At 42.6% G+C, this 18,890-nt stretch carries 18 protein-coding genes; 8 read left to right on the forward strand and 10 right to left on the reverse strand.

Annotation, left to right across the window (positions count from 1 at the left end):
• Positions 1-146: 146 nt before the first annotated feature.
• The 6 genes from LKO26_RS01100 (at position 147) to LKO26_RS01125 (ending at position 7,271) form a co-directional block, all read left to right on the forward strand.
• On the forward strand, positions 147-1,133 hold the full coding sequence (locus LKO26_RS01100; protein ID WP_227585950.1) for a hypothetical protein: 987 nt from the start codon (positions 147-149) through the stop codon (positions 1,131-1,133).
• Between the two features lie 131 nt (positions 1,134-1,264).
• Positions 1,265-2,254, forward strand: a complete 990-nt coding sequence (locus LKO26_RS01105; RefSeq protein ID WP_227585951.1) for a glycosyltransferase family protein — start codon at positions 1,265-1,267, stop codon at positions 2,252-2,254.
• A gap of 81 nt (positions 2,255-2,335) precedes the next feature.
• Positions 2,336-2,803: a hypothetical protein gene (locus LKO26_RS01110; protein WP_227585952.1), complete on the forward strand. Its 468-nt coding sequence runs from the start codon at positions 2,336-2,338 to the stop codon at positions 2,801-2,803.
• A gap of 115 nt (positions 2,804-2,918) precedes the next feature.
• Entirely contained in the window at positions 2,919-3,428 is a 510-nt protein-coding gene (locus tag LKO26_RS01115) for a ferritin (RefSeq protein WP_227585953.1), read from the forward strand.
• Between the two features lie 22 nt (positions 3,429-3,450).
• Positions 3,451-5,337 (forward strand): DUF3857 domain-containing protein, encoded by a 1,887-nt coding sequence (locus LKO26_RS01120; RefSeq protein ID WP_227585954.1) that lies wholly within the window; start codon positions 3,451-3,453, stop codon positions 5,335-5,337.
• Between the two features lie 2 nt (positions 5,338-5,339).
• A complete protein-coding gene (locus LKO26_RS01125) occupies positions 5,340-7,271 on the forward strand; it encodes a DUF3857 domain-containing protein (RefSeq protein WP_227585955.1) in 1,932 nt (643 codons plus the stop codon).
• A 33-nt stretch (positions 7,272-7,304) separates the two neighbouring features.
• On the opposite strand, the gene LKO26_RS01130 is transcribed toward LKO26_RS01125, so the two are convergent.
• From LKO26_RS01130 to LKO26_RS01155, 6 genes are all read right to left on the reverse strand, one after another.
• Complete coding sequence (locus LKO26_RS01130; protein ID WP_227585956.1) at positions 7,305-10,436, reverse strand: UvrD-helicase domain-containing protein; 3,132 nt, start codon at positions 10,434-10,436, stop codon at positions 7,305-7,307.
• 97 nt (positions 10,437-10,533) lie between these two features.
• Positions 10,534-11,055 carry a GNAT family N-acetyltransferase gene (locus tag LKO26_RS01135; RefSeq protein WP_227585957.1) on the reverse strand — a complete coding sequence of 174 codons (522 nt, stop codon included), beginning with the start codon at positions 11,053-11,055 and terminating at the stop codon, positions 10,534-10,536.
• 44 nt (positions 11,056-11,099) lie between these two features.
• Complete coding sequence (locus LKO26_RS01140; protein WP_227585958.1) at positions 11,100-11,336, reverse strand: PspC domain-containing protein; 237 nt, start codon at positions 11,334-11,336, stop codon at positions 11,100-11,102.
• Positions 11,337-11,343: 7 nt separating this feature from the next.
• Complete coding sequence (locus LKO26_RS01145; RefSeq protein ID WP_227585959.1) at positions 11,344-12,609, reverse strand: DUF2851 family protein; 1,266 nt, start codon at positions 12,607-12,609, stop codon at positions 11,344-11,346.
• Positions 12,610-12,681: 72 nt separating this feature from the next.
• Positions 12,682-13,815, reverse strand: coding sequence for an N-acetyl-alpha-D-glucosaminyl L-malate synthase BshA (gene bshA, locus LKO26_RS01150; protein WP_227585960.1), 1,134 nt, complete (start codon positions 13,813-13,815; stop codon positions 12,682-12,684).
• Positions 13,816-13,826: 11 nt separating this feature from the next.
• Positions 13,827-15,533 (reverse strand): glycoside hydrolase family 3 protein, encoded by a 1,707-nt coding sequence (locus tag LKO26_RS01155; RefSeq protein WP_227585961.1) that lies wholly within the window; start codon positions 15,531-15,533, stop codon positions 13,827-13,829.
• A gap of 113 nt (positions 15,534-15,646) precedes the next feature.
• Here LKO26_RS01155 and LKO26_RS01160 point away from each other — a divergent pair, with 113 nt between their 5' ends.
• Positions 15,647-16,150 (forward strand): hypothetical protein, encoded by a 504-nt coding sequence (locus tag LKO26_RS01160; RefSeq protein WP_227585962.1) that lies wholly within the window; start codon positions 15,647-15,649, stop codon positions 16,148-16,150.
• A gap of 133 nt (positions 16,151-16,283) precedes the next feature.
• Entirely contained in the window at positions 16,284-16,991 is a 708-nt protein-coding gene (gene deoD / locus LKO26_RS01165) for a purine-nucleoside phosphorylase (protein WP_227585963.1), read from the forward strand.
• Positions 16,992-16,996: 5 nt separating this feature from the next.
• On the opposite strand, the gene ribA is transcribed toward deoD, so the two are convergent.
• Genes ribA through LKO26_RS01185 form a run of 4 tightly spaced genes read right to left on the reverse strand, consistent with a single transcriptional unit; the run spans position 16,997 to position 18,862 of the window.
• Positions 16,997-17,584: a GTP cyclohydrolase II gene (gene ribA, locus LKO26_RS01170; RefSeq protein WP_227585964.1), complete on the reverse strand. Its 588-nt coding sequence runs from the start codon at positions 17,582-17,584 to the stop codon at positions 16,997-16,999.
• A 25-nt stretch (positions 17,585-17,609) separates the two neighbouring features.
• Positions 17,610-18,056, reverse strand: a complete 447-nt coding sequence (locus tag LKO26_RS01175; protein ID WP_227585965.1) for a hypothetical protein — start codon at positions 18,054-18,056, stop codon at positions 17,610-17,612.
• On the reverse strand, positions 18,053-18,664 hold the full coding sequence (locus tag LKO26_RS01180) for a DUF4254 domain-containing protein (protein WP_227585966.1): 612 nt from the start codon (positions 18,662-18,664) through the stop codon (positions 18,053-18,055). The genes LKO26_RS01175 and LKO26_RS01180 overlap by 4 nt, the downstream gene beginning before the upstream one ends.
• Positions 18,665-18,676: 12 nt before the next feature.
• Positions 18,677-18,862 (reverse strand): twin-arginine translocase TatA/TatE family subunit, encoded by a 186-nt coding sequence (locus LKO26_RS01185; RefSeq protein ID WP_227585967.1) that lies wholly within the window; start codon positions 18,860-18,862, stop codon positions 18,677-18,679.
• Between the last annotated feature and the right edge of the window lie 28 nt (positions 18,863-18,890).

Below are 18,890 nucleotides of genomic sequence, written 5' to 3' on the forward strand. Positions count from 1 at the left end.
TTTAACTTCCTTCTGTATTTGACATCAAAGATATAGGTTGAAACATGCAAAGTCCCTTACATAAAGGGTTTACAGAGATTTGAAACTGATTTTTGGCATGCTTTTTAATCTGTTTAGGGTATAACACTTTAAAACCTTTGATCGAAATGAAAAAACTACTTTTTGGATTGGCAATCACCATCGGAACATTGTCTTTCGCACAATATCAGAACAGCGGCTGGGGGAACTCCTCTTACAATAATCAATACGGCTATTATGATGATGATTATTATTTTCCGGATGATTATTATTATGACTATCCTTCAGATTATTACGCCGACAGTTATTATCAAAGCTACTATAACGACTACAGAAACAGTATCGTGATGGTAAACTGGAACGATTTCTTCCGGATGCACCGCCTGAACAGATGGCAGGTACAGGAAATCATTAAACTGAACAGGATGTTTGCCAGCTACGCAAGCTGGAATTCATACTACAGATATAACCCGGACAGATGGTATTTTGATCGTTTTTATGCCTTAAGACAAATTATGGGGCCGCAGATTTTCATTGTATTTCAGAATAATTACTATAACGGATATCATCCGGTGGTGTATTTCCAAAATTACAGAAGAGAGTATTATGTGCCCAGATATAAAGTAGCAAACCGGTATAGAAATGTCAACATCAATATCTACAAAATAGACCGTAACCGCTTTGTGGAGAAGCATGGAAACCAATATGGATGGAACAGCAACCGCAATCCTCACAATCCAGGTGGATTCAAGGAAGATAGCGGCAGAAGAAGCGGAACAGGAAGTTATTCTAATCCTGCGTCTACTTCGGTGAGAAGCAATAATACGGCATCGCAAAGTACAGGTGTAAGGAGTGAGAGCGCCACCGGAACCAGAAGTTCCTCGTCTTCTACCAGAGCAGTAACTACACCATCACGTACTCAAACGCAGTCTGGAAATACGCGGGCAAACACTGGAACCAGAAGTACCTCTTCGGTTTCCTCGCAGCCAAGATCAACGGCAAGTTCTACCCGAAGTACCACAGTACGCAGCAATGAGAACAGCAGCAGAAGTAACTCACAAAGCACTCGAAGCAGTTCCGGATCCGGATCCAGAGGTGGCGGCGGAATGAGATAAAACACAAAATCTATATAAATCCACTGAAAGAAGAGTATGTTTTCGTACTCTTCTTTTTTGCGTCCTGCGTGCAGCATTTTAATTTTTGTTCACAAACATTTTTTGCCGTTCATTATTGCTAAATTTGGTTGATGAGAATTTTGTATGCCATACAGGGAACGGGAAACGGACATGTGAGCCGGGCCCGTGAAATTATTCCGCATCTTAAGCAATATGGCTCCGTAGATTTGCTGCTGAGCGGTTCTCAGGCAGAAGTTACCCTGGATGATCCGCTGAAGTTCCGGCTGTCGGGCTTGGGATTCGTGTTCGGAAAGAAAGGAGGTGTGAATTTTCTTAAAACCATGAAGACTGCGGATTTATGGAGTTTTCTTAAAGATATCCGGAGTTTACCCGTACAGGATTATGACCTCATCATCCACGATTTCGAACCGGTGACCGCCTGGGCGTGTAAACTGCGAGGCAAAAAGTCCGTGGGCCTGAGCCATCAGTCTGCATTTCTTTCAGAAAAGACCCCACAGCTGAAAGGTTTTCATTGGGGCAAATTCATACTGAAGCATTATGCACCGGCCTCACGCTATATTGCATTTCATTTCAAACGGTATGACGACTTTATTCATACGCCGGTCATCCGCAGTGAAATCCGCAGCCTTACACCGGCAGATGATGGTCATTATACCGTGTATCTGCCTGCCTATTCTGACGAATTTATTTTAAAGCAAATCAAAAATATCCCTGTTCACTGGCAAATTTTCTCCAAACATTCCAAAGATTCCTACCAGAAAGATAACGCTGAGGTCTTTCCGGTGAATAATAAACTGTTTCAGCAATCTCTTCAGAATTGCACGGGTCTGCTTACCGGCGGCGGTTTTGAAGGCCCGGCAGAAGCCTTATTTCTGGGTAAAAAAGTCCTGGTTGTTCCCATGCACCATCAGTACGAACAGCAATGTAATGCACTTGCCATGGAAAAAATGGGCATTCCGGTCATCTGGAGCGAGGAAGAGTTTCCTGACAAACTGCGGCGCTGGGCAGAGCATGGATCCGTACCCGTTGTTGATTTTCCGGATGAGACCCGGGATATTATTGCTGAACTGATCCGGGCTGAAGGAGGCTGTTCATTTTAACAAACTTTAGCATTTCTGGCTTTAACCTGTACGTTATTTCTGTATCCAAAAAACAGAAACCAACCCAACAAATTACAAAATATGAAAAAAGTAGTATTCGCTGCAGTATTGTTCGCAGCAGGAACATTTGCAATGGCTCAGCAGTCACCGGCTACCGATAGTCAGCAGGCTGAGATGGCTAAAATGAAAGCAGAGAAAATGCAGATGAAAAAGCAGCAGCATCTGGCTCAGATGAAGGAAGAATTAGGTTTATCGCAGGATCAGATGCTTAAAATTGAGGCCATGCACAACAAACACCGTGCAGAGCGAAAAGTACAAATGGATAAAAGCCGGGAAGCCATGAAGCAGAATATGGAACAGATGAAAGCGAAAAAGGAAGCAAGAAATGCTGAAATGAAAGCGATTCTGACCCCTGAGCAATATGCGAAATGGCAGGAAGGCAGAGCAGCGAAGATGGCAAAATATAAGGCGGATTTCCGGAATAAGAAGCAAGGCATGACGCCGCAGAAAAAGGTTCGGAGAACTGTGGAACCTCTGCAAGTACAATAACAGTTCATAGTTTTGATTTTTTAATGTGAGGAGGGCAGGAGTTTTTGAAACTTCTGCCCTTTTTAGTGGTTTGCGGATTTTATTTCCTAATTTTGTGGTATATAAAATCTTGAAAATGGTAAGCGAAAAAATAGCCCGTTTAATCAACGAACAAATTACCCATGAGCAGTACGCTGCGCAATATTATCTTTCTATGTCCGCCTGGTTTTTTGAGCGTGATTTAGACGGAATCGGAAATTACTTCCGGGTGCAGAGCAAAGAAGAACTTTTCCATGCAGAAAAAATGTTTGACTATCTGAAGGATGTGGGTGAAACCATTGAAATAGGAGCCATTCCTAAGCCGCCGCATGAATTTTCCAGTCAGATTGAAATTTTTGAAAAAGCGCTGGAGCATGAGAAGGTGGTGACCAAAAGTATTTTTAATATCGTGAAAAACGCTACAGAGGAAGGTGATTTTGCCACGGTGTCTTTCCTTCAGTGGTTCATCAATGAACAGGTAGAGGAAGAAGCAAATGCCTCTCAGCTGGTTACCAAAATCCGGATGGTCAATGATAATCCTTCTGCCTTATACCTTTTTGATCAGGAACTGGCACAGCGTGTTTTTAGTCCGGCAGGAGAAGCATAATAAACACATTTGAAAGAAAACCATGATGAAACTAAAGTTTCTGCTGGGTCTGTTCCTTTGCGGATGGAGCCTGGCACAGCAATATTCCGTCCAGAATATTCCGGACGCCCTCAAGAAGAATGCAAGTATTGTGATCCGGAACGCTGCTTCGGATTATACCATTAAAAAAGTAGATGAAATTCAGATTGTAGAAAATAATGCCTATACCATTCTGAATAAGTCGGGAGCAGAATATTCGGCCATATACATCCCTTACGATAAACAAACGAGTGTACATGATATAAAAGTCACTTTGCTGGATGAAAACGGGAAAACCGTCAAAACCTATTCCCGCAAAGATTTCGCAGACTACAGCCATACACCGTCCTTCGGTCTGTATGTGGATAACAGGGTGCTGGTGCTGAACCCAACGCTTACCACCTATCCGTACACGGTGCAGTACAGCTATCGCATCGTTTCCCGCAATACGGTTTTTATCAGTGACTTTTCACCATTGCGCACCTTTAATGTGGCAGCACAAAGTGTAAAGCGAACCATCCGCAATGAATCCGGCATCAGTCTCCGTACGAAAGTCACCAATACAGATCTTGGCAATGTCGCTGTTTCCATATCCGGCAATGTAACGGAGTATGCTTTCCAGAATATTCCGGCCGTTGAAAGGCAGCCATTTTGCCCGAGTATGGACTACCTGGCTCCGAAGGTGGAATTTGCACTGGATCGTTTCAATCTGGAGGGTATTCATGGTGAACTGAAAAACTGGAATGATTTCGGGAAATGGTATTACCAGAATCTGCTGTCTCCTTCAACCATTATCTCTCCGGAGATTAAAGCCGAAGTACAGGCGCTGAACCTGCAGGGTTCTGTGGAAGATAAAGTGCGAACCATTTTCCAATATATGCAGAACAAAACCCGGTATGTCTTTGTGGCAATGGGAATCGGCGGCTGGCAGCCCATGACCACTGAAGAGGTGCGGACAAAAGGGTATGGTGACTGCAAGGGACTCACCAATTATATGCGTGCCTTACTGATGGCAGCCGGCATTCCGTCTCATTATGCTGTAATTAACAGTGACGTTTCGGTAGAAAAATTTGACCCGGATTTTCCAAAAATGGGAGGCAACCATGCAATTTTAGTTGTGCCTACAGAAAAAGGAAATATATGGCTGGAAAATACATCACAGAACATTGCCTTCAATCACCTTTCTTATACTACCACCAGTCGTAATGTACTGGCTGTCAAAGATAATGGTATTGAGTTGATGAACACTCCGGTATATCCGGCAGAACGGAATACAGAAAAGATCCGTGCTTATGTGAAGATTAATCCTGATCAAACCATTCATGCCACAGCAGATTTTCAATACGGTGGCGGGCAGTATGATTTCCGCATGCCTATGGTGACCCTCAGTGGCAAAGAACGCGCGGAGGCTATGAAAGAAGACTTTAATTACCTGAATATTCAGAATCTGACATTGGATCATTTCACGAATGACCGGAATAAAGCAGAAATCAACTATAAGTTGAATATACATGCCAGAGATTATTCACGTAAACTGGGAGAAGATTTATTCTTTCCCGTGATACCATTTTACAAGACAGCTCCTCTGGTGATGAATGACGAGCGTAAGCTTCCATTTGAAACAGTGTTTGGCTATCAGGATTCATATGAAATTACCTACGAATCACCACAGGGCTATGCTTTCACGGATCTGCCTGAACCGCAGAAAGTGACCTCAGAATTCGGAACTTATTCCATCAATTACAAAATGAATGGAGATAAGCTTCATGTTACAAGAAACCTGACCATACAGAAAGGGATATATCCAAAAGAAAAATATGCCGCCTATGTGGAGTTCCGTAAGAAGACGGCAAATCTCGACAACTCAAAAATATTGATTACAAAGATTTAAGAATGAAAAGAACATTATTATTACTGACTCTGTGTTGTGCGGTGTTTGCTTTTGCTCAACATTCGTTTTTGAAAGATCCTAAACTAAGCCCCGAAGACGTACAAAGTTTGAAACCTGCAAATGGTGCAGATATACCAGCCGAAGTGCTGTACCGGTCGGTTCATTATTTTGTGGATATGGAGGGTGTCATAACGCAGAAATACATTGAGCGGGTTAAAATCTATGCTAAAGAGAAGGCTGAGTCTTTATTCAGTAAAGAGATCCCTGTGGTTTCAGGCACGGTGAGACAGTCCTTACTTGGGCTGAAAGCCACCACCTATAATTATGAAAACGGAAAGGTAGTCCCTGTGAAAATGGAAAAGGATTCCAGGTTTCGCTCATCAGAAAATAAGGAGGTAAATATCACCAAATTTACATTTCCCAATATTCAGAATGGTTCTGTACTGGAATATGAGTATACCATCAGTTCGCCACCGGATTTTTTAATGTCTGTACCTAAGTTCACGGTTGATGACGAAGTGCCCGTCCGCTACGTTGAATATGTTTTTGATGTTCCCGAGGTTCTGTCCTATAATATTCAGTACCAGGGAGATTTGGTACCTACCTACCGTGATACTGGATTGAAGCATATTTACGGAGAAAATTATAATGTGTACCGTTATGGTTTTGAAAATGTACCTGCATTCAAAACAGAGAAATTTGTGATCAATTCCAATAATCTCCGTACCCAAATCCGAAGTGAATTGCACTCCACTAATTTTAATAATGTCCTGAAATCTTATGCTTCCAACTGGCAGTCCATACGCGAGCGGTTGATGAATCATGAAAATTTTGGAACAGAGTATAAAAGAAGAAATCTGGTAAAAAACATATTGTCAGACGATCTCAAAAACAAAGTGCCCGTTCAGGACCGTGCTGCAGAAATTTTGAAATTCGTTCAGCAAAATTATACCTGGAATAAAGAGTATGGGATTCTTACAGACAAGGGTATCCGTAATCTTATCAATACAAAGACCGGGAACGTGGCAGAAATCAACCTGCTGCTTACCATGCTGATGCGCGAAGCTAATATAGATGCTTCTCCCGTTATATTGCCTACCATTGATCGTGGTAAACTTATGTCTTACTCGCCCAGTATCATGGTTCCGAATTATGTAATTACCAGTGCAAATGTGGGAAACCAATTGTATTTGTATGATGGTACCTCCAAGTATTCTTCTGCCAATATCATTCCGCCACGTGCGCTGAATTATAATGGAATCGTACTGGAAGATAAAGACGCAAAGGTTCTGAATATTGTAGTGCCGGAGCGGAGTCAGACTTTTCTTAGCGTAGAGGCAAAAATGAATCCGGACGGCACTTTTGCAGGTACTTTTTCTGACCGGGATACCAATTTGTACTCCCTCATTGTCCACGAAGCCTATGACCGGAATAACGACGAATTTGTAAAGTCATACCGGGACAAATACAAATTTAACCTGAGCAATATTCAATCCGGATCTCAGGAAAATGGGGACTTCGAAACCACGCTGAACTTTACTTCAGATATATTTGTAGACCAGGTAGGAAGCAAGCGGGTGTTTAATCCATTGCTGTTTTTATTTACCAGAGAGCATGACTTTAACCAGAAGGAACCAAGGCGTTCTCCCCTGGAATTTTTAGCGGCTAATGAGAAGATTAAGAAAGTGACCATTACCCTGCCGGAGGGATATGTTTTCGAAAATATACCGACCTCTAAAAAGTTTCGTACAGACGACAACAGTATTGTCTATAACTATATTGTGAAAAAACTGGCAGATAACAAACTGGAAGTGGAAACGTCAGTTCTTATTGACGATGCAGAGTTCCCAAAGGAATTTTATCCTGCATTTACCCAGATTTTTGATAACATCACCAAACTGGAAGGGCAGGTGGTAACTGCCGTGAAAAAATAATCAACAATAATCCGGAGCCGCGCTCCGGATTTTTTATACATACACAACTTCTGCAGACAATACCGTATAGCCCAGTTTCTCCAGAACAGTCCGGTATTCTTCTATCTGCGTGCGGTGTTTGTCTCGTTCTGCACCGGTTTTAAAATCTGCCAGCAAAAAACCTTCATGGGTCTTGATAAGCCGGTCCGGACGGTAAATGGCAGCGGTGTCATTTTCTGAAAGCATGATATCTCGCTCGCTGATCACTTGAAGGTGTTTCCCGAAATACCGCGGATGATTCTCCACAATCCGGTGAATAGCAATGGCTATTTCAGCTTTTTCACTAACGGTGAGAATGCCTTCCAGTACGTAACTTTCCAGTACAAAATCCACATCTTCATCCGAGTTGATTTTGGATAGTATTTCGTGAATGAATATGCCTTGGCGTACCTGCTCATTTCGGTTCTGATAACTTCTGGATGGTGTGGCAATCTGAAGACCGGCCTGTCCGGCAGAGCGGGTGCCTTCTGTAATCCGCACTATGGCCTCTGTCTTCGCCGGCTCATCATGGTGAGCTGACTGTTTATGCACATCAAAATCTTCATAATAATCAAATTCGTCAGCATTACGGGGGTTTCTGAGGTTCACAAATTCCAGAACTTCCAGATAATTGGTTTTGGCGGGCTTCTGCAGGTACAGATACAACTGCTCTACCGGCCGGGTAGTGGCCACATATTGCACACAAATACGGTCTATATAATTTCGGTATTCATTTTCAGAATTGAACGCGCGAATCTGTTCATCATATACCGCCAGTTCCTTGCTGAAATAGGACGTGTTCACAGATTGTAGTCCAAATCCGGAATCGGTACTGAACCAGTCACTGAATTCATAGTCTTTGTGCTTGTTCTGCATGGGATAAAGCACTGCCGGAAATTCCAGCCCTTTCGCTTTATGCACAGTCATCATCCGTATGGCATCAATATTCTCTGATGCCTGAATGCTCTTTTTCCTCGCTTCGTCTTCCCAGAATATTATAAAATCTTTCAGGTGGGCGCCCGGGTTCTGTGTGAAACCATAGACAACCTCCAGGAAGTTCAGCAGGAAGTCTGTTTCCTTGCCATCGATAGAGAATTCCTGCAGGAAATATTCTATATAATGATACAGATTTAATCTGGGCAGGGCCGTATGACTTAATTCCAAAGCATATTTGTTGTGGATGAAGTCACGGATTTTTGTACGGTCTTTGCAGGCCAATACTTCCTGAATTTCTGCCGTGAAATCGGACATGTTAATCCTTCCGGTCTGGTTCAGGTGATACATCATCAGCACCAGATGCTGTAAGTTATTGGGATTGACCTCCCAGCGCAGAAATTCCATGAGCGCCAGCAAGGTGCCGGAAAGTTCCAGTGTGAGTCCGCTTTCGGAGATGGTTTTGATGGCCACCCATTCTCCCAGATATTCCACCTGCATATTGCCCAGAATCTGCGAAAAATTAAAAATATCCTGATTGCCGCGGCACAGAATGGTAATGTCTGAAAAGCGAAAACCACTGTGAATCAGTTGCTGAATGTCCTGACTCATTTTTTCGGCAGTATCTTCAAAAAACTCGGCGGCAGTAGCATTTTCAATTAAATTCACCCGCACGCGCCCGTTAAATTTCTGCCGGTGTTTTTGCCGGGCATTATCACCGAAAATACTTTTATGGGAATCGCGCATGGATCCGGATATGTGCCGGTAGAGGTCATTATTAAAATCGACAATGTGGCGTGCACTGCGCCAGTTGTATTCCAGATTCACAACCGCAGAGTCTTTCGGACTTTTTTCCTGATGGTTGATGATGTCCAGCATCAGCTGGCTGTCACCACCGCGAAAACGGTAAATACTTTGTTTGGGATCTCCTACCACGGTAAAGGATGTTCCTTCTGATGCCACACTGTGATCACGCAGCGGAATGAAGTTTTGCCACTGTAATGCCGAGGTGTCCTGAAATTCATCAAAAAAATAATGCGAGAATTTTGCCCCGATTTTTTCGTAAATGAATGGCGATGGCTCATCTTTCAGATTTTCATGAATCAGAATGTTAAATTTGGATAGCAGCACCACATCGTTATCCTCTTCTATTTTTTCCAGTTCATGCTGAATGTCGTTATTGACTTTCAGCGGAAGCAGTGCAGCCAGAATCTTTTCTTTTTTCTGAATGATGACGTGATTTCTGATGATTTTCAGTCTCTGCTCCAGTAAATCATCCAGAATCCCAAAAATAATTCCTTCTTTGCTCTTGGATTTGGCAGAAGCGCCTTTGGCATAAGTGGTGAGTTTTTTTTCTTCTTTCTCTTCAGACTCACAAAGAGCTGTGGCGTCCTTGTACAGGAGATTCTCAAAAAAAACTGCGATACTCTGGGTCTTGCCCCCGGAGAAATCTTCCGTTTCCAGACCATTTTCCTGTATCATGGCCAGTGCTTCTTTTGCGGCTTTTTTATTTTCGGCTTTCAGATCCCGAAGATCAGCACGCAGTTGTGAGGTAGCCAATTTATAATTCTCATGATTGAAATCTTTATTGTTTTTCAGATTTTCATAATGAATGTCCTTCACAAATTCTTTGGCAGAATTATACAGCGTAGAATTCAGGTTAATGCGCCTGTCATTTTCCAGTCCGTAATTCACAAAGTCCAGCAGCGAGTCAGAAATCTCTGCATCATCACCAATTTTATCCAGCAGCTGATCCACGGCTTCCATCAGGAATGGTTCGTTGTTGATTTCAAGATTGAAGTTTTTGGCAAGTCCCAGTTCATAGGAAAAGCTTCGGACCAGCCTGGAATTAAATTTATCTATGGTTCCGATATTTACGGTGGAGTAGTTGTGCAGTACATAATCCAGCATCCTTTTTGCACGATGGTGCAGGTCTTCCAGGGTAGGATGTTCACCTTGTTTCTGAAGTTCAGTCTGAAGCGCAATCAGGTCGTTATTGGTTGCAAAGTCTTCCTGCGTAAAGGCTTGCAGCCAGTCCAGAATCCGTTTTTTCATTTCATTGGCAGCCTTATTGGTAAAGGTTAAAGCCAGAATGTTGGAAATCAGTTGATGCTGATGGGGTTTTCCCAGGCAAATCAGCAGCAGGCGCTGCACCAGCGCATAGGTCTTGCCGGAACCGGCAGAGGCATTGATTACCGTGTATGAATTGTGCATGTTCGTGTCTTTCAGGGGCAATTTAGTGAAAATCCGGTGCAGAATCAATGTCCGTGGATAAGTTTATGTGAGCGGGCAGCGCAAAAGATTATAATTGCTAAAAGCCGAAACCATAAACTTTGCGGTGAATTTCCTGTGTACAAAAAGCGGAATCTGCAAGCGTATTATTACTCATTAACCAAAGATTCAGCGTATTTTTTCCTTCGTCGTAAGGTGGTTGCATATAATTTTTATCCAGAATACTGAATCCGTTCTCCAGATAAAACCGTACACGGCGGTTGGCTGTTTCGCCCAGATCTGCAGGTTCTGTTTCCAGCAGAATGGTGGGGTATTGTGCCGAAAGCGCTTCCAGAACCATAGAACCAATTTTTTTTCCCCGGTATTTTTCAAATATCTCAAAATGTTCCAGAAAGCAAAATCCGGACAATTCCCAGACAATTACATAACCAGTAGTGCAGCCTGCAATTTCGGTGGAAAACACTTTAGCTTCCGGAGTCCGGAACAGGTTCTGAAACTGCTGAAGGTTGCGCCGTTCGTCTGGTGGAAAAGTGGCACTGTAGCTTTGGTAAACCAGTTGTGCTGCGGCATTGTTTTCCTGGTGAATCTGGTTGAACTTCATATTGAAAATGCTTTTCAGGCTGATTGTTTCACCTGAAATACAGTTTATAAGTCAAAAACATTGGGCCTGCGGGTAATGAAAATATCTTTTACCCAAAGAAAAAATGCCAGAATAAGATAAATCAGGAAGAAAATTCCTACGGTCGCAAAGGTGGAGTAAATAAAAAATACCCGCAGTTTAGACACCGGTATACCCAGTTTAGAGCCCATTCTGGTGAGTACGCCAAACCATTCGCGTTCTGCTTTGTGGCGGATGTTGGTAATGAAAGTAGGTTCCTGCATGGTGTTTTTAAATTCTTTTCAGAAGTTGATATCCGATGCTGCAATTTAAGCAATTTTTTACCTCACAGAAATTTTTGTAGTGATAAATGTAAGCTTGGCTGTCCAGTGCATTGGTTATGGGCGTGCCCAGCTGTTTCCAGCCGGCTGTTACGGTGTTTTTTTCAGCAGGAATTTCCCGGTACAGGGCGGCAATGTCATCTGCCACATGCTCATCGGTTTTTTTATGGTAGGTATATTTCAACGGTAAAACCGCATTCAGAATGACCAGATTGATGAATTCCGGAGTTAATGATTTTTCACTGTGAACAGGGGATGTTTTTCCAAAATTAAACCGGTGATTCCAGTACTCGCCTGCTGTGATTCCTTCAAACAGTTTTTCAATGTCTGAAATTCTTCTGGCGGCAATTATTTTTGAGAAGAGATTCTGATGCCGGTGATAGAGTGCCGCCAGCTGCGCAAGCCGAATTGTGGGAAAATTGGGCGGACGGAGTTTTGAAAATTTTGGATGCACCCGCACCTCACTGTACCGGTATTTTGTTTTTAAGAAATCATATTCGCGTTTCCAGATTTTCATTTGTTCGTCTGCAGGATTGTCAAGCCAGCCGCAGGTTCCATAGAACAAAGCTTCCAGTTGCAGCCGGTTTTGCCGTATTTTCTGAATCATCCCAAAATCCAGCTGTTCGGCCATTTGCCGGAATACCGGTGCGTTTACTTTCAGACCAAAAGCATATGCCAGCTGGTGAAAAAGAACCGCTTCATAATCGTTCCGGGTGTGATGGAGTGCTTTTTCGGTCTCCACAGATTTCTCATCCAGTTTCTTAAACAAAGTTTCCTCGGTAAAACCAAATGGAATTTTATCAGCATCAAAAAGGGTTTCGCAGGCTATAAAACGGTCGTTATAGATCATGGTTTCGTATTTCCAGAGTATGGATTCGTCAATAAAGGAACGGAGTTCCAGTGTGGGAATATGTCTCGAACTCAGTTCCGGGACTTCCATATTATGGTCGTACACCACATGCAGGATGAGATTTTCGAATTCCGGATTGCCGCTGTGACGGTGAAAAATATAATCGGATGATTTTACATGAAGTTCTATATGACCGGCCATTATCAAGCCGTTGTACTTAATTTTTCCGTTCAGAAAATCAGGGCCGGAATCAAAATTCCATTTTCCGAAGTCCAGAATTTCCACGTCGTGGCCGTCCACATCTTTAAATTCAAAACTTTTAAAAATTTTGAAATTCCAGAGATATTGAAGCAACTTTTCATTCATAACCGGGAATCAGAAAAAGTAAAGTTCGCAAATTTCCGGTAAAAAAATGAATTCTGATGAAAAAAATCAGCGTCAGGCTTTAAAGTGTGTCAGGGTGTCTTTATACATTTCCTCATAGACCGGCAGTACGTTTTTCAGGTCAAATCTGATGGCCTGCTCTTTTGCATTGCGTTTCATACGTGCAAGCAGATTTTCATCACTCAGGAGTTTAATGGTGTAATTGCTCATGGCTTCCACATTGCCGATTTCTGCCAGGTATCCGGTTTCTCCCTGTATATTCACCTCCGGAATCCCGCCTGCATTAGACGAAATAACCGGGGTGTGCGCTGCCATAGCTTCCAGTGCGGCGAGACCAAAGCTTTCCTGCTCAGACGGCAGCAGAAATACATCAGACAACTGCAAAATTCGGTATAGATCATTCACCTTGCCCAGTAACCGGATTTTAGAAATGAGTTCGGGGTGCTCTTCCAGAAATTCATTGATTTTTTCCATATCGGGACCTTCGCCGATGATGATGAGCCTGGATTTTACCTTTGCATGTACGTTTTTAAAGATCTGAAGCACATCTTCCACCCGTTTTACCGGCCGCAGATTGGACACGTGTATCAGGATTTTTTCGTCTTCTTCGGCAAACTGATTTCTGTTACATTCTTCGCATTCATCAAATTCTGAATTGTCTATGAAGTTGGTGATGACCTGAATTTCTTTGGTAATTTTGAAAAATTGCAGCGTGTCTTTTTTTAAACTTTCGGATACAGAAGTAATGGCATCAGATTGGTTAATGGAAAATTCCACGGCATGCTTGTAACTGGGGTGCTGGCCTACCAGCGTGATGTCTGTGCCGTGCAGGGTGGTCACCAGCGGAACGTCTTTTCCTTCTTCTTTCAGCATTTGTTTGGCGGTGAAGGCTGCATAAGCGTATGGGATGGCATAGTGGGCGTGCAGCAAATCCAGTTTATACAGATTTACCACGCGGTAAATCATGGAACTTAAAGCAATATCATACGGCTGATACTGAAACAGCGGGTAGGTATGCATATTCACTCTGTGGAAAAATATATTCGGATTGGCAATGTCCAGTCTTGCCGGCAATGCAGAACTGATGAAATGTACTTCATAACCTTTATGGGCCAGTGACATGCCCAGTTCTGTAGCCACTATTCCGCTTCCGCCATACGTGGGATAACAGAGTATTCCTATTTTCATAATGATAATGCTTAATTATTGTTAGGGAGTTTTTTTAGTTCCAGTCCCATGCCGGGTTTTAGTTGTTCATTAACCAGGACCGGGAGCTTTCCGTGTATGGTCGTTTTTCCGGCCAGGGCGTCGGCGGTAGCTTTCATGGAATCGTCATTGTTTTCATAAGCCACCAGCACCGTAGAGATTTTAGACAGGTTAATATCTCTTAACGCATATGCCGACCCAAACACATTGAGAATGACCTGATGGTTTCCGGAGAGTTCAGACAGTATTTTTTTGCTTTGTGATGAAATTTTGTAAGGTTTGTATGCCGTGGAATTGTCTTTGTGAAGCCCCACAATAACGACCGATTTTGGCGGAATGGTGCTGATTTCCGAAGGCTTTTTTACAATAATTTTTGAATGTGAATTCAGCCGGTGGGCGAAGGTTTGATGCGGCGCTTCTTCCAAAGGGACATAATAAATGGTTTCTCCGTTTTTCAATGGCAGTAGATTTTGGTCATTTTTGAGAAGGGTCAGGGCATTGCTGTAAAGTTTCTGCACCAGTTGCTGATGCGATGTTGTATGCAGATCAGTATTGATGTTTTTCGGATCCCGTGGTGTATACTGATGAAGCCCCAGGTAATATTTGGTGAGCAGAATTTTCTTCACACTTTCTTCTACCCGGCTCTGTGGGATTTCTTTGCGGTCTATTGCCTGCTGAATTAGTCTTTTACCTTCTTTTACTCCCTCAGAAAAGAGCATGATGTCATTTCCGGCACTGAAAGCCAGTGCATCCAGTTCTCCCGGTTTGTAGCGTTTGGCCACGGCGCCCATATTCAGCGCATCGGTAATAATCAGTCCTTTGTATCCGTATTTTTCCTTCAGAATACCAGTAATGATATTTTTAGAAATAGAGGCAGGCACTCCTTTTTTGCTTTCCAGTGCAGGAACATACAGGTGTGCCACCATCACCCCGCCAATGCCTTTGTCCATGAGCGCTTTAAAGGGAGCCAGTTCCGTGCTGTTCAGTCGGTTCAGGTCATGTGAAACCACCGGAAGATCCAGATGCGAATCTACATCGGTATCACCATGCCCCGGAAAATGTTTGATGGCTGCCAGGATGTCTTGATTCTGAAGTCCGTTGGCATAGGCTCTTGCAGATTCCACTACATTCTTGACTTCGGAGCCGAAACTCCGGTTTCCGATGATGGGATTGGCCGGGTTGGTATTGACATCCACTACCGGGGCAAAATCCCAATTTACTCCCATTCTTCGGGCATCTTCGGCAATTTTTGCAGCCATCTGCGTAATGAGGTTTTTATCCTGAATGGCGCCCAGAGTCATGGCCCACGGGAATTTATAGGCGGTATTGATTCGCTGATAAAGTCCCCATTCTGCGTCCATACCAATCATCAGTGGTATACGCGAGGTTTTCTGAAATTCATTGACCAGATTGATGTGGCGCACGGCATCATCCTGCATCAGAATCAGCCCGCCAATTTTCTCTTGATTTACAATTTCACGCACTGCTTGTATATGTGGTTCACCTTTATTGGTATAGAGTGCTACGATAAAGAGCTGTCCCAGTTTTTCGTCCTGAGAAAGGGACCGGTAGGTTTTTTGAACCCAATCGTCCGCTTGTTTCTTTTCAGAGGCTGAGAGATTTTTCGGAACGTACTGCGCCGGAAGGGCAGAGGTCAGCATACTGAAGATGGTGAGCAGCGTAAAGAATAATTTTTTCATTGGTAAGGATCTCTGTTCACAAAAATACAATATTTATGCAATTATTGACGGTTTTGCAAAATTGGTATGTGATTTGAATGAATGAAAACAACGAACTGAAAAAATTTAATACAATGAAAAAATATCTTTCCTTCTTGCTTATTGCTGTACTGGGCTTTATTACCCTAAGTTGTGTGGAGCGCATTGATAATGATCAGGATAATGATACCTATGCAGTAACCTACGATTTGAAAAATCTTAATTTCACCTATAATGCCGCAAACGGGTACCATATTTCCCGTACCTTCAATAATCCGTTATTCGGTACAGATGTGGTGCTGATTTACAGACAGAATGGCACAACCAATAATGGCGGGCCTGTATGGCAGCTGATTCCCCGAACCCTTTATTTGCCACAAGGTGAACTGGATTATGATTTTGACTTTACGGTGAATGACATCATGATTTATGCCGGCGGTGATTATGACATCTCTACTACGCCTGAGTATCTGAACAATCAGACGTTCCGTGTGGTCATCATTCCGGCAAGCGGTAAAAATGCCAATGTAGATTTTGAGGACTATGATTCCGTCATCAAATTCTATAATATTGATGACAGCAAAGTCATTAATCTCTAACAGAACAACATTCATATTAATTTTAGCGGCCTTCAGATTTATCCGGAGGCCGCTTTTGTATGGTTTTTTCAGATGGTCGTGAAAATAATCTGTGCAAAATCCCGTATATTTGTATTTATTAACTTAGAAAATTATGAGTGTTCATATCAGTGCTAAAAAAGGTGAAATTGCAGATGTAGTGCTGCAACCCGGCGATCCGCTTCGTGCAAAATTTATGGCAGACAATTACTTGTCTGATGTCAAAATGGTGAGTCAGACCCGCAATGTATTCTACTATACGGGATTGTACAAAGGGAGAGAAATTACGGTGGGAGCCAGCGGCATGGGGGCTCCGAGTATCGGGATTTACTCTTACGAACTATTTACAGAATATGATGTAGAGACTATAGTCCGGATCGGAACCTGTGGCGCGTATTCCACAGAATCAAAATTGTTTGATCTGATTAATGTAGAGCATGCAGCCAGTGAATCTACCTATGCCAAATATGCATGGGGGATGGAGGAGGAACTGCTTTCACATGAAGGAAATATTTATAATCTGATCAATGAAACTGCTGCAGAAACGGGAAGAGCAATTAAGGCAGGAAATATTCATACCAGTGATGTGTTTTACAGAAAGACTCCCGGTACTCCGGCCATTGCCGAGAAATACAACTGTCTGGCAGTAGAAATGGAGGCTTTTGCGTTGTTTGCCAATGCCAAGTATCTGGGCAAAAATGCAGCCACTTTGCTCACCGTTTCAGATATTATTCCTACGCGCGAGGAAATCTCTGCGGATCAGCGGGAAAAAATGTTGCGGGATATGATAGAATTAGCGCTTGAAGCGGTAATTAAACTATAAAACGATTACTCATCCAGCCAGTGCCCGAAGTAATCTCTCTTGGTGCGCAGGTACGATTTACTGGATTCCGTTGCAGCAATCTGCAGCGGAATTCTTTTATGAAGAATAATGTCGCTGTTCTCCACAAAACGGATTTTATCCGGATTATTAGTGAGCAGGTTCACCGCAGTAACCCTGAGTTGTTTCAGAATGTCAATAGCTACATTGAAATCTCGGTCATCTGCAGGTAAGCCCAAATGGAGATTGGCCTGAACGGTGTCCATGCCTTTTTCCTGAAGTTTGTATGCTCTGAGTTTATTGATAATGCCAATATTGCGGCCTTCCTGACGCAGATATATGATGATTCCGCCGTGCTCGTGTATATAGTTCATGGCCGCATCCAGTTGTTGTCCACATTCACATTTACGGGAATGAAATACTTCACCGGTGATACATTCCGAGTGAAATCTTACGTTAACAGGAAGGGAAAAATCAGTATTTTCTGCTATGATGGCCATATGAGGCATCCAGTCATTTTCGTTTTCCGAGAAAGCAAGCATTCTGTAGTTCCCGAAGTCAGTGGGAACATTGGCTTCTGCTTGGATTTTTAACATGTTTGTTGGTGATTGTTTTTTTGACTTACGGCTCAAAAGCTGCAGCTTCCAGTGCCGCAATATTGGTTTTCATGCGTACAAGGTACCGGTTTACGATGGCATCTTCATCAGTATTGAGGAATTTGCGAAGTTTCTGAATTTTCCGGTTGCTTTTTTCAATTTGTCTGATGGTTTTGTTTTTCTCCTCGGTATCCATTCGCTCGTAAGCGTACAGATAATTGGTGAGACTTTGCTTCATCAGAATCACTTCATTATTGACCGCCTCATTCCTCAATCTGGGGAAAGTGGCAATAATATTGGTGATTTCGGACGCATAGGTGTTTTTACTTATTGCTGTACCCAGTCTTGTATCCATGTCCGATCCTTTGCCTGTTGCTGAAAGCGCACCAATAGGTGATGTGCCCACATTTTCTGCGACACATGAGGTAACTATGGTAAGTGTAAGGATGGAAAAGAATAAAGGTGTTTTCATTTTTTTGCCTTTGCATAAAGGACGGGATTCAGTGAATCATCATTGTACATTTTCATTTGTTTGTACACTTTCATTTTCACATTTCCGCTCTCAATATCAGACAATAACTGATTGATAGAGGTCATTAAGTCAACTTTCTGCTCCTCCAGAACATTCAGTTTTTGTTTACATGTGATACGATGGTCTTCTGTAGCCGAAATTCTGTTCGCCTCCAGAGCCATATGATATATTTTCAGTGCCAGAATAGACAACCGGTCTATGGCCCAGGCCACGGTTTCGGTGTTTATTTTTGCATCTGTTTTCGGAACAATCTCTTTGTATTTGTTCAGAAACCAACTGTCTATGAATTCTACCAAATCTGTCCGTTGCTGGTTAGATTTGTCAATCCTTCTTTTGATTGCCAACGCATCTGCAGGCTCAATATTTTCATCACGAATAATATCTTCTAAATGCCATTGAACAGTGTCAATCCAGTTTTTAGAATACAAAAGGTGTTCCAAACTATCATTTTCAAAATGATTTTCCGGAACTGTATCTACATGATCTGTAATATGATAGTCTTCAACCGACTTGTTGAAGATGGTCCACGCCTGTGTTGCAAAATCCATATTGAAGGTTTTTTATTCGCTGCGGTCGCTTTCATTTTTCTTTTGTTCAGACGGATTTTTATCCTCGTCCTTCACCGCATCTTTGAATTCCTTGATTCCGGAACCTACACCCCGCATCAGTTCCGGTATTTTTTTGGCACCGAATAAAATGATGATGATGATTGCTAAAATCAGAATTTCTCTGAACCCTATTCCCATGATATTTAATTATAAATGTTAATCTATT

The sequence above is a fragment of the Chryseobacterium sp. MFBS3-17 genome, from assembly GCF_020687745.1.
Classification (GTDB): domain Bacteria; phylum Bacteroidota; class Bacteroidia; order Flavobacteriales; family Weeksellaceae; genus Marnyiella.

What these genes read in the sequence shown, in the direction of transcription:
- LKO26_RS01100 (WP_227585950.1), top strand. Translation starts at nt 147, where the DNA reads ATGAAAAAACTACTTTTTGGATTGGCAATCACCATCGGAACATTGTCT.
- LKO26_RS01105 (WP_227585951.1), top strand. Translation starts at nt 1,265, where the DNA reads ATGAGAATTTTGTATGCCATACAGGGAACGGGAAACGGACATGTGAGC.
- LKO26_RS01110 (WP_227585952.1), top strand. Translation starts at nt 2,336, where the DNA reads ATGAAAAAAGTAGTATTCGCTGCAGTATTGTTCGCAGCAGGAACATTT.
- LKO26_RS01115 (WP_227585953.1), top strand. Translation starts at nt 2,919, where the DNA reads ATGGTAAGCGAAAAAATAGCCCGTTTAATCAACGAACAAATTACCCAT.
- LKO26_RS01120 (WP_227585954.1), top strand. Translation starts at nt 3,451, where the DNA reads ATGATGAAACTAAAGTTTCTGCTGGGTCTGTTCCTTTGCGGATGGAGC.
- LKO26_RS01125 (WP_227585955.1), top strand. Translation starts at nt 5,340, where the DNA reads ATGAAAAGAACATTATTATTACTGACTCTGTGTTGTGCGGTGTTTGCT.
- LKO26_RS01130 (WP_227585956.1), bottom strand. Translation starts at nt 10,436, where the DNA reads ATGCACAATTCATACACGGTAATCAATGCCTCTGCCGGTTCCGGCAAG.
- LKO26_RS01135 (WP_227585957.1), bottom strand. Translation starts at nt 11,055, where the DNA reads ATGAAGTTCAACCAGATTCACCAGGAAAACAATGCCGCAGCACAACTG.
- LKO26_RS01140 (WP_227585958.1), bottom strand. Translation starts at nt 11,336, where the DNA reads ATGCAGGAACCTACTTTCATTACCAACATCCGCCACAAAGCAGAACGC.
- LKO26_RS01145 (WP_227585959.1), bottom strand. Translation starts at nt 12,609, where the DNA reads ATGAATGAAAAGTTGCTTCAATATCTCTGGAATTTCAAAATTTTTAAA.
- bshA (WP_227585960.1), bottom strand. Translation starts at nt 13,815, where the DNA reads ATGAAAATAGGAATACTCTGTTATCCCACGTATGGCGGAAGCGGAATA.
- LKO26_RS01155 (WP_227585961.1), bottom strand. Translation starts at nt 15,533, where the DNA reads ATGAAAAAATTATTCTTTACGCTGCTCACCATCTTCAGTATGCTGACC.
- LKO26_RS01160 (WP_227585962.1), top strand. Translation starts at nt 15,647, where the DNA reads ATGAAAAAATATCTTTCCTTCTTGCTTATTGCTGTACTGGGCTTTATT.
- deoD (WP_227585963.1), top strand. Translation starts at nt 16,284, where the DNA reads ATGAGTGTTCATATCAGTGCTAAAAAAGGTGAAATTGCAGATGTAGTG.
- ribA (WP_227585964.1), bottom strand. Translation starts at nt 17,584, where the DNA reads ATGTTAAAAATCCAAGCAGAAGCCAATGTTCCCACTGACTTCGGGAAC.
- LKO26_RS01175 (WP_227585965.1), bottom strand. Translation starts at nt 18,056, where the DNA reads ATGAAAACACCTTTATTCTTTTCCATCCTTACACTTACCATAGTTACC.
- LKO26_RS01180 (WP_227585966.1), bottom strand. Translation starts at nt 18,664, where the DNA reads ATGGATTTTGCAACACAGGCGTGGACCATCTTCAACAAGTCGGTTGAA.
- LKO26_RS01185 (WP_227585967.1), bottom strand. Translation starts at nt 18,862, where the DNA reads ATGGGAATAGGGTTCAGAGAAATTCTGATTTTAGCAATCATCATCATC.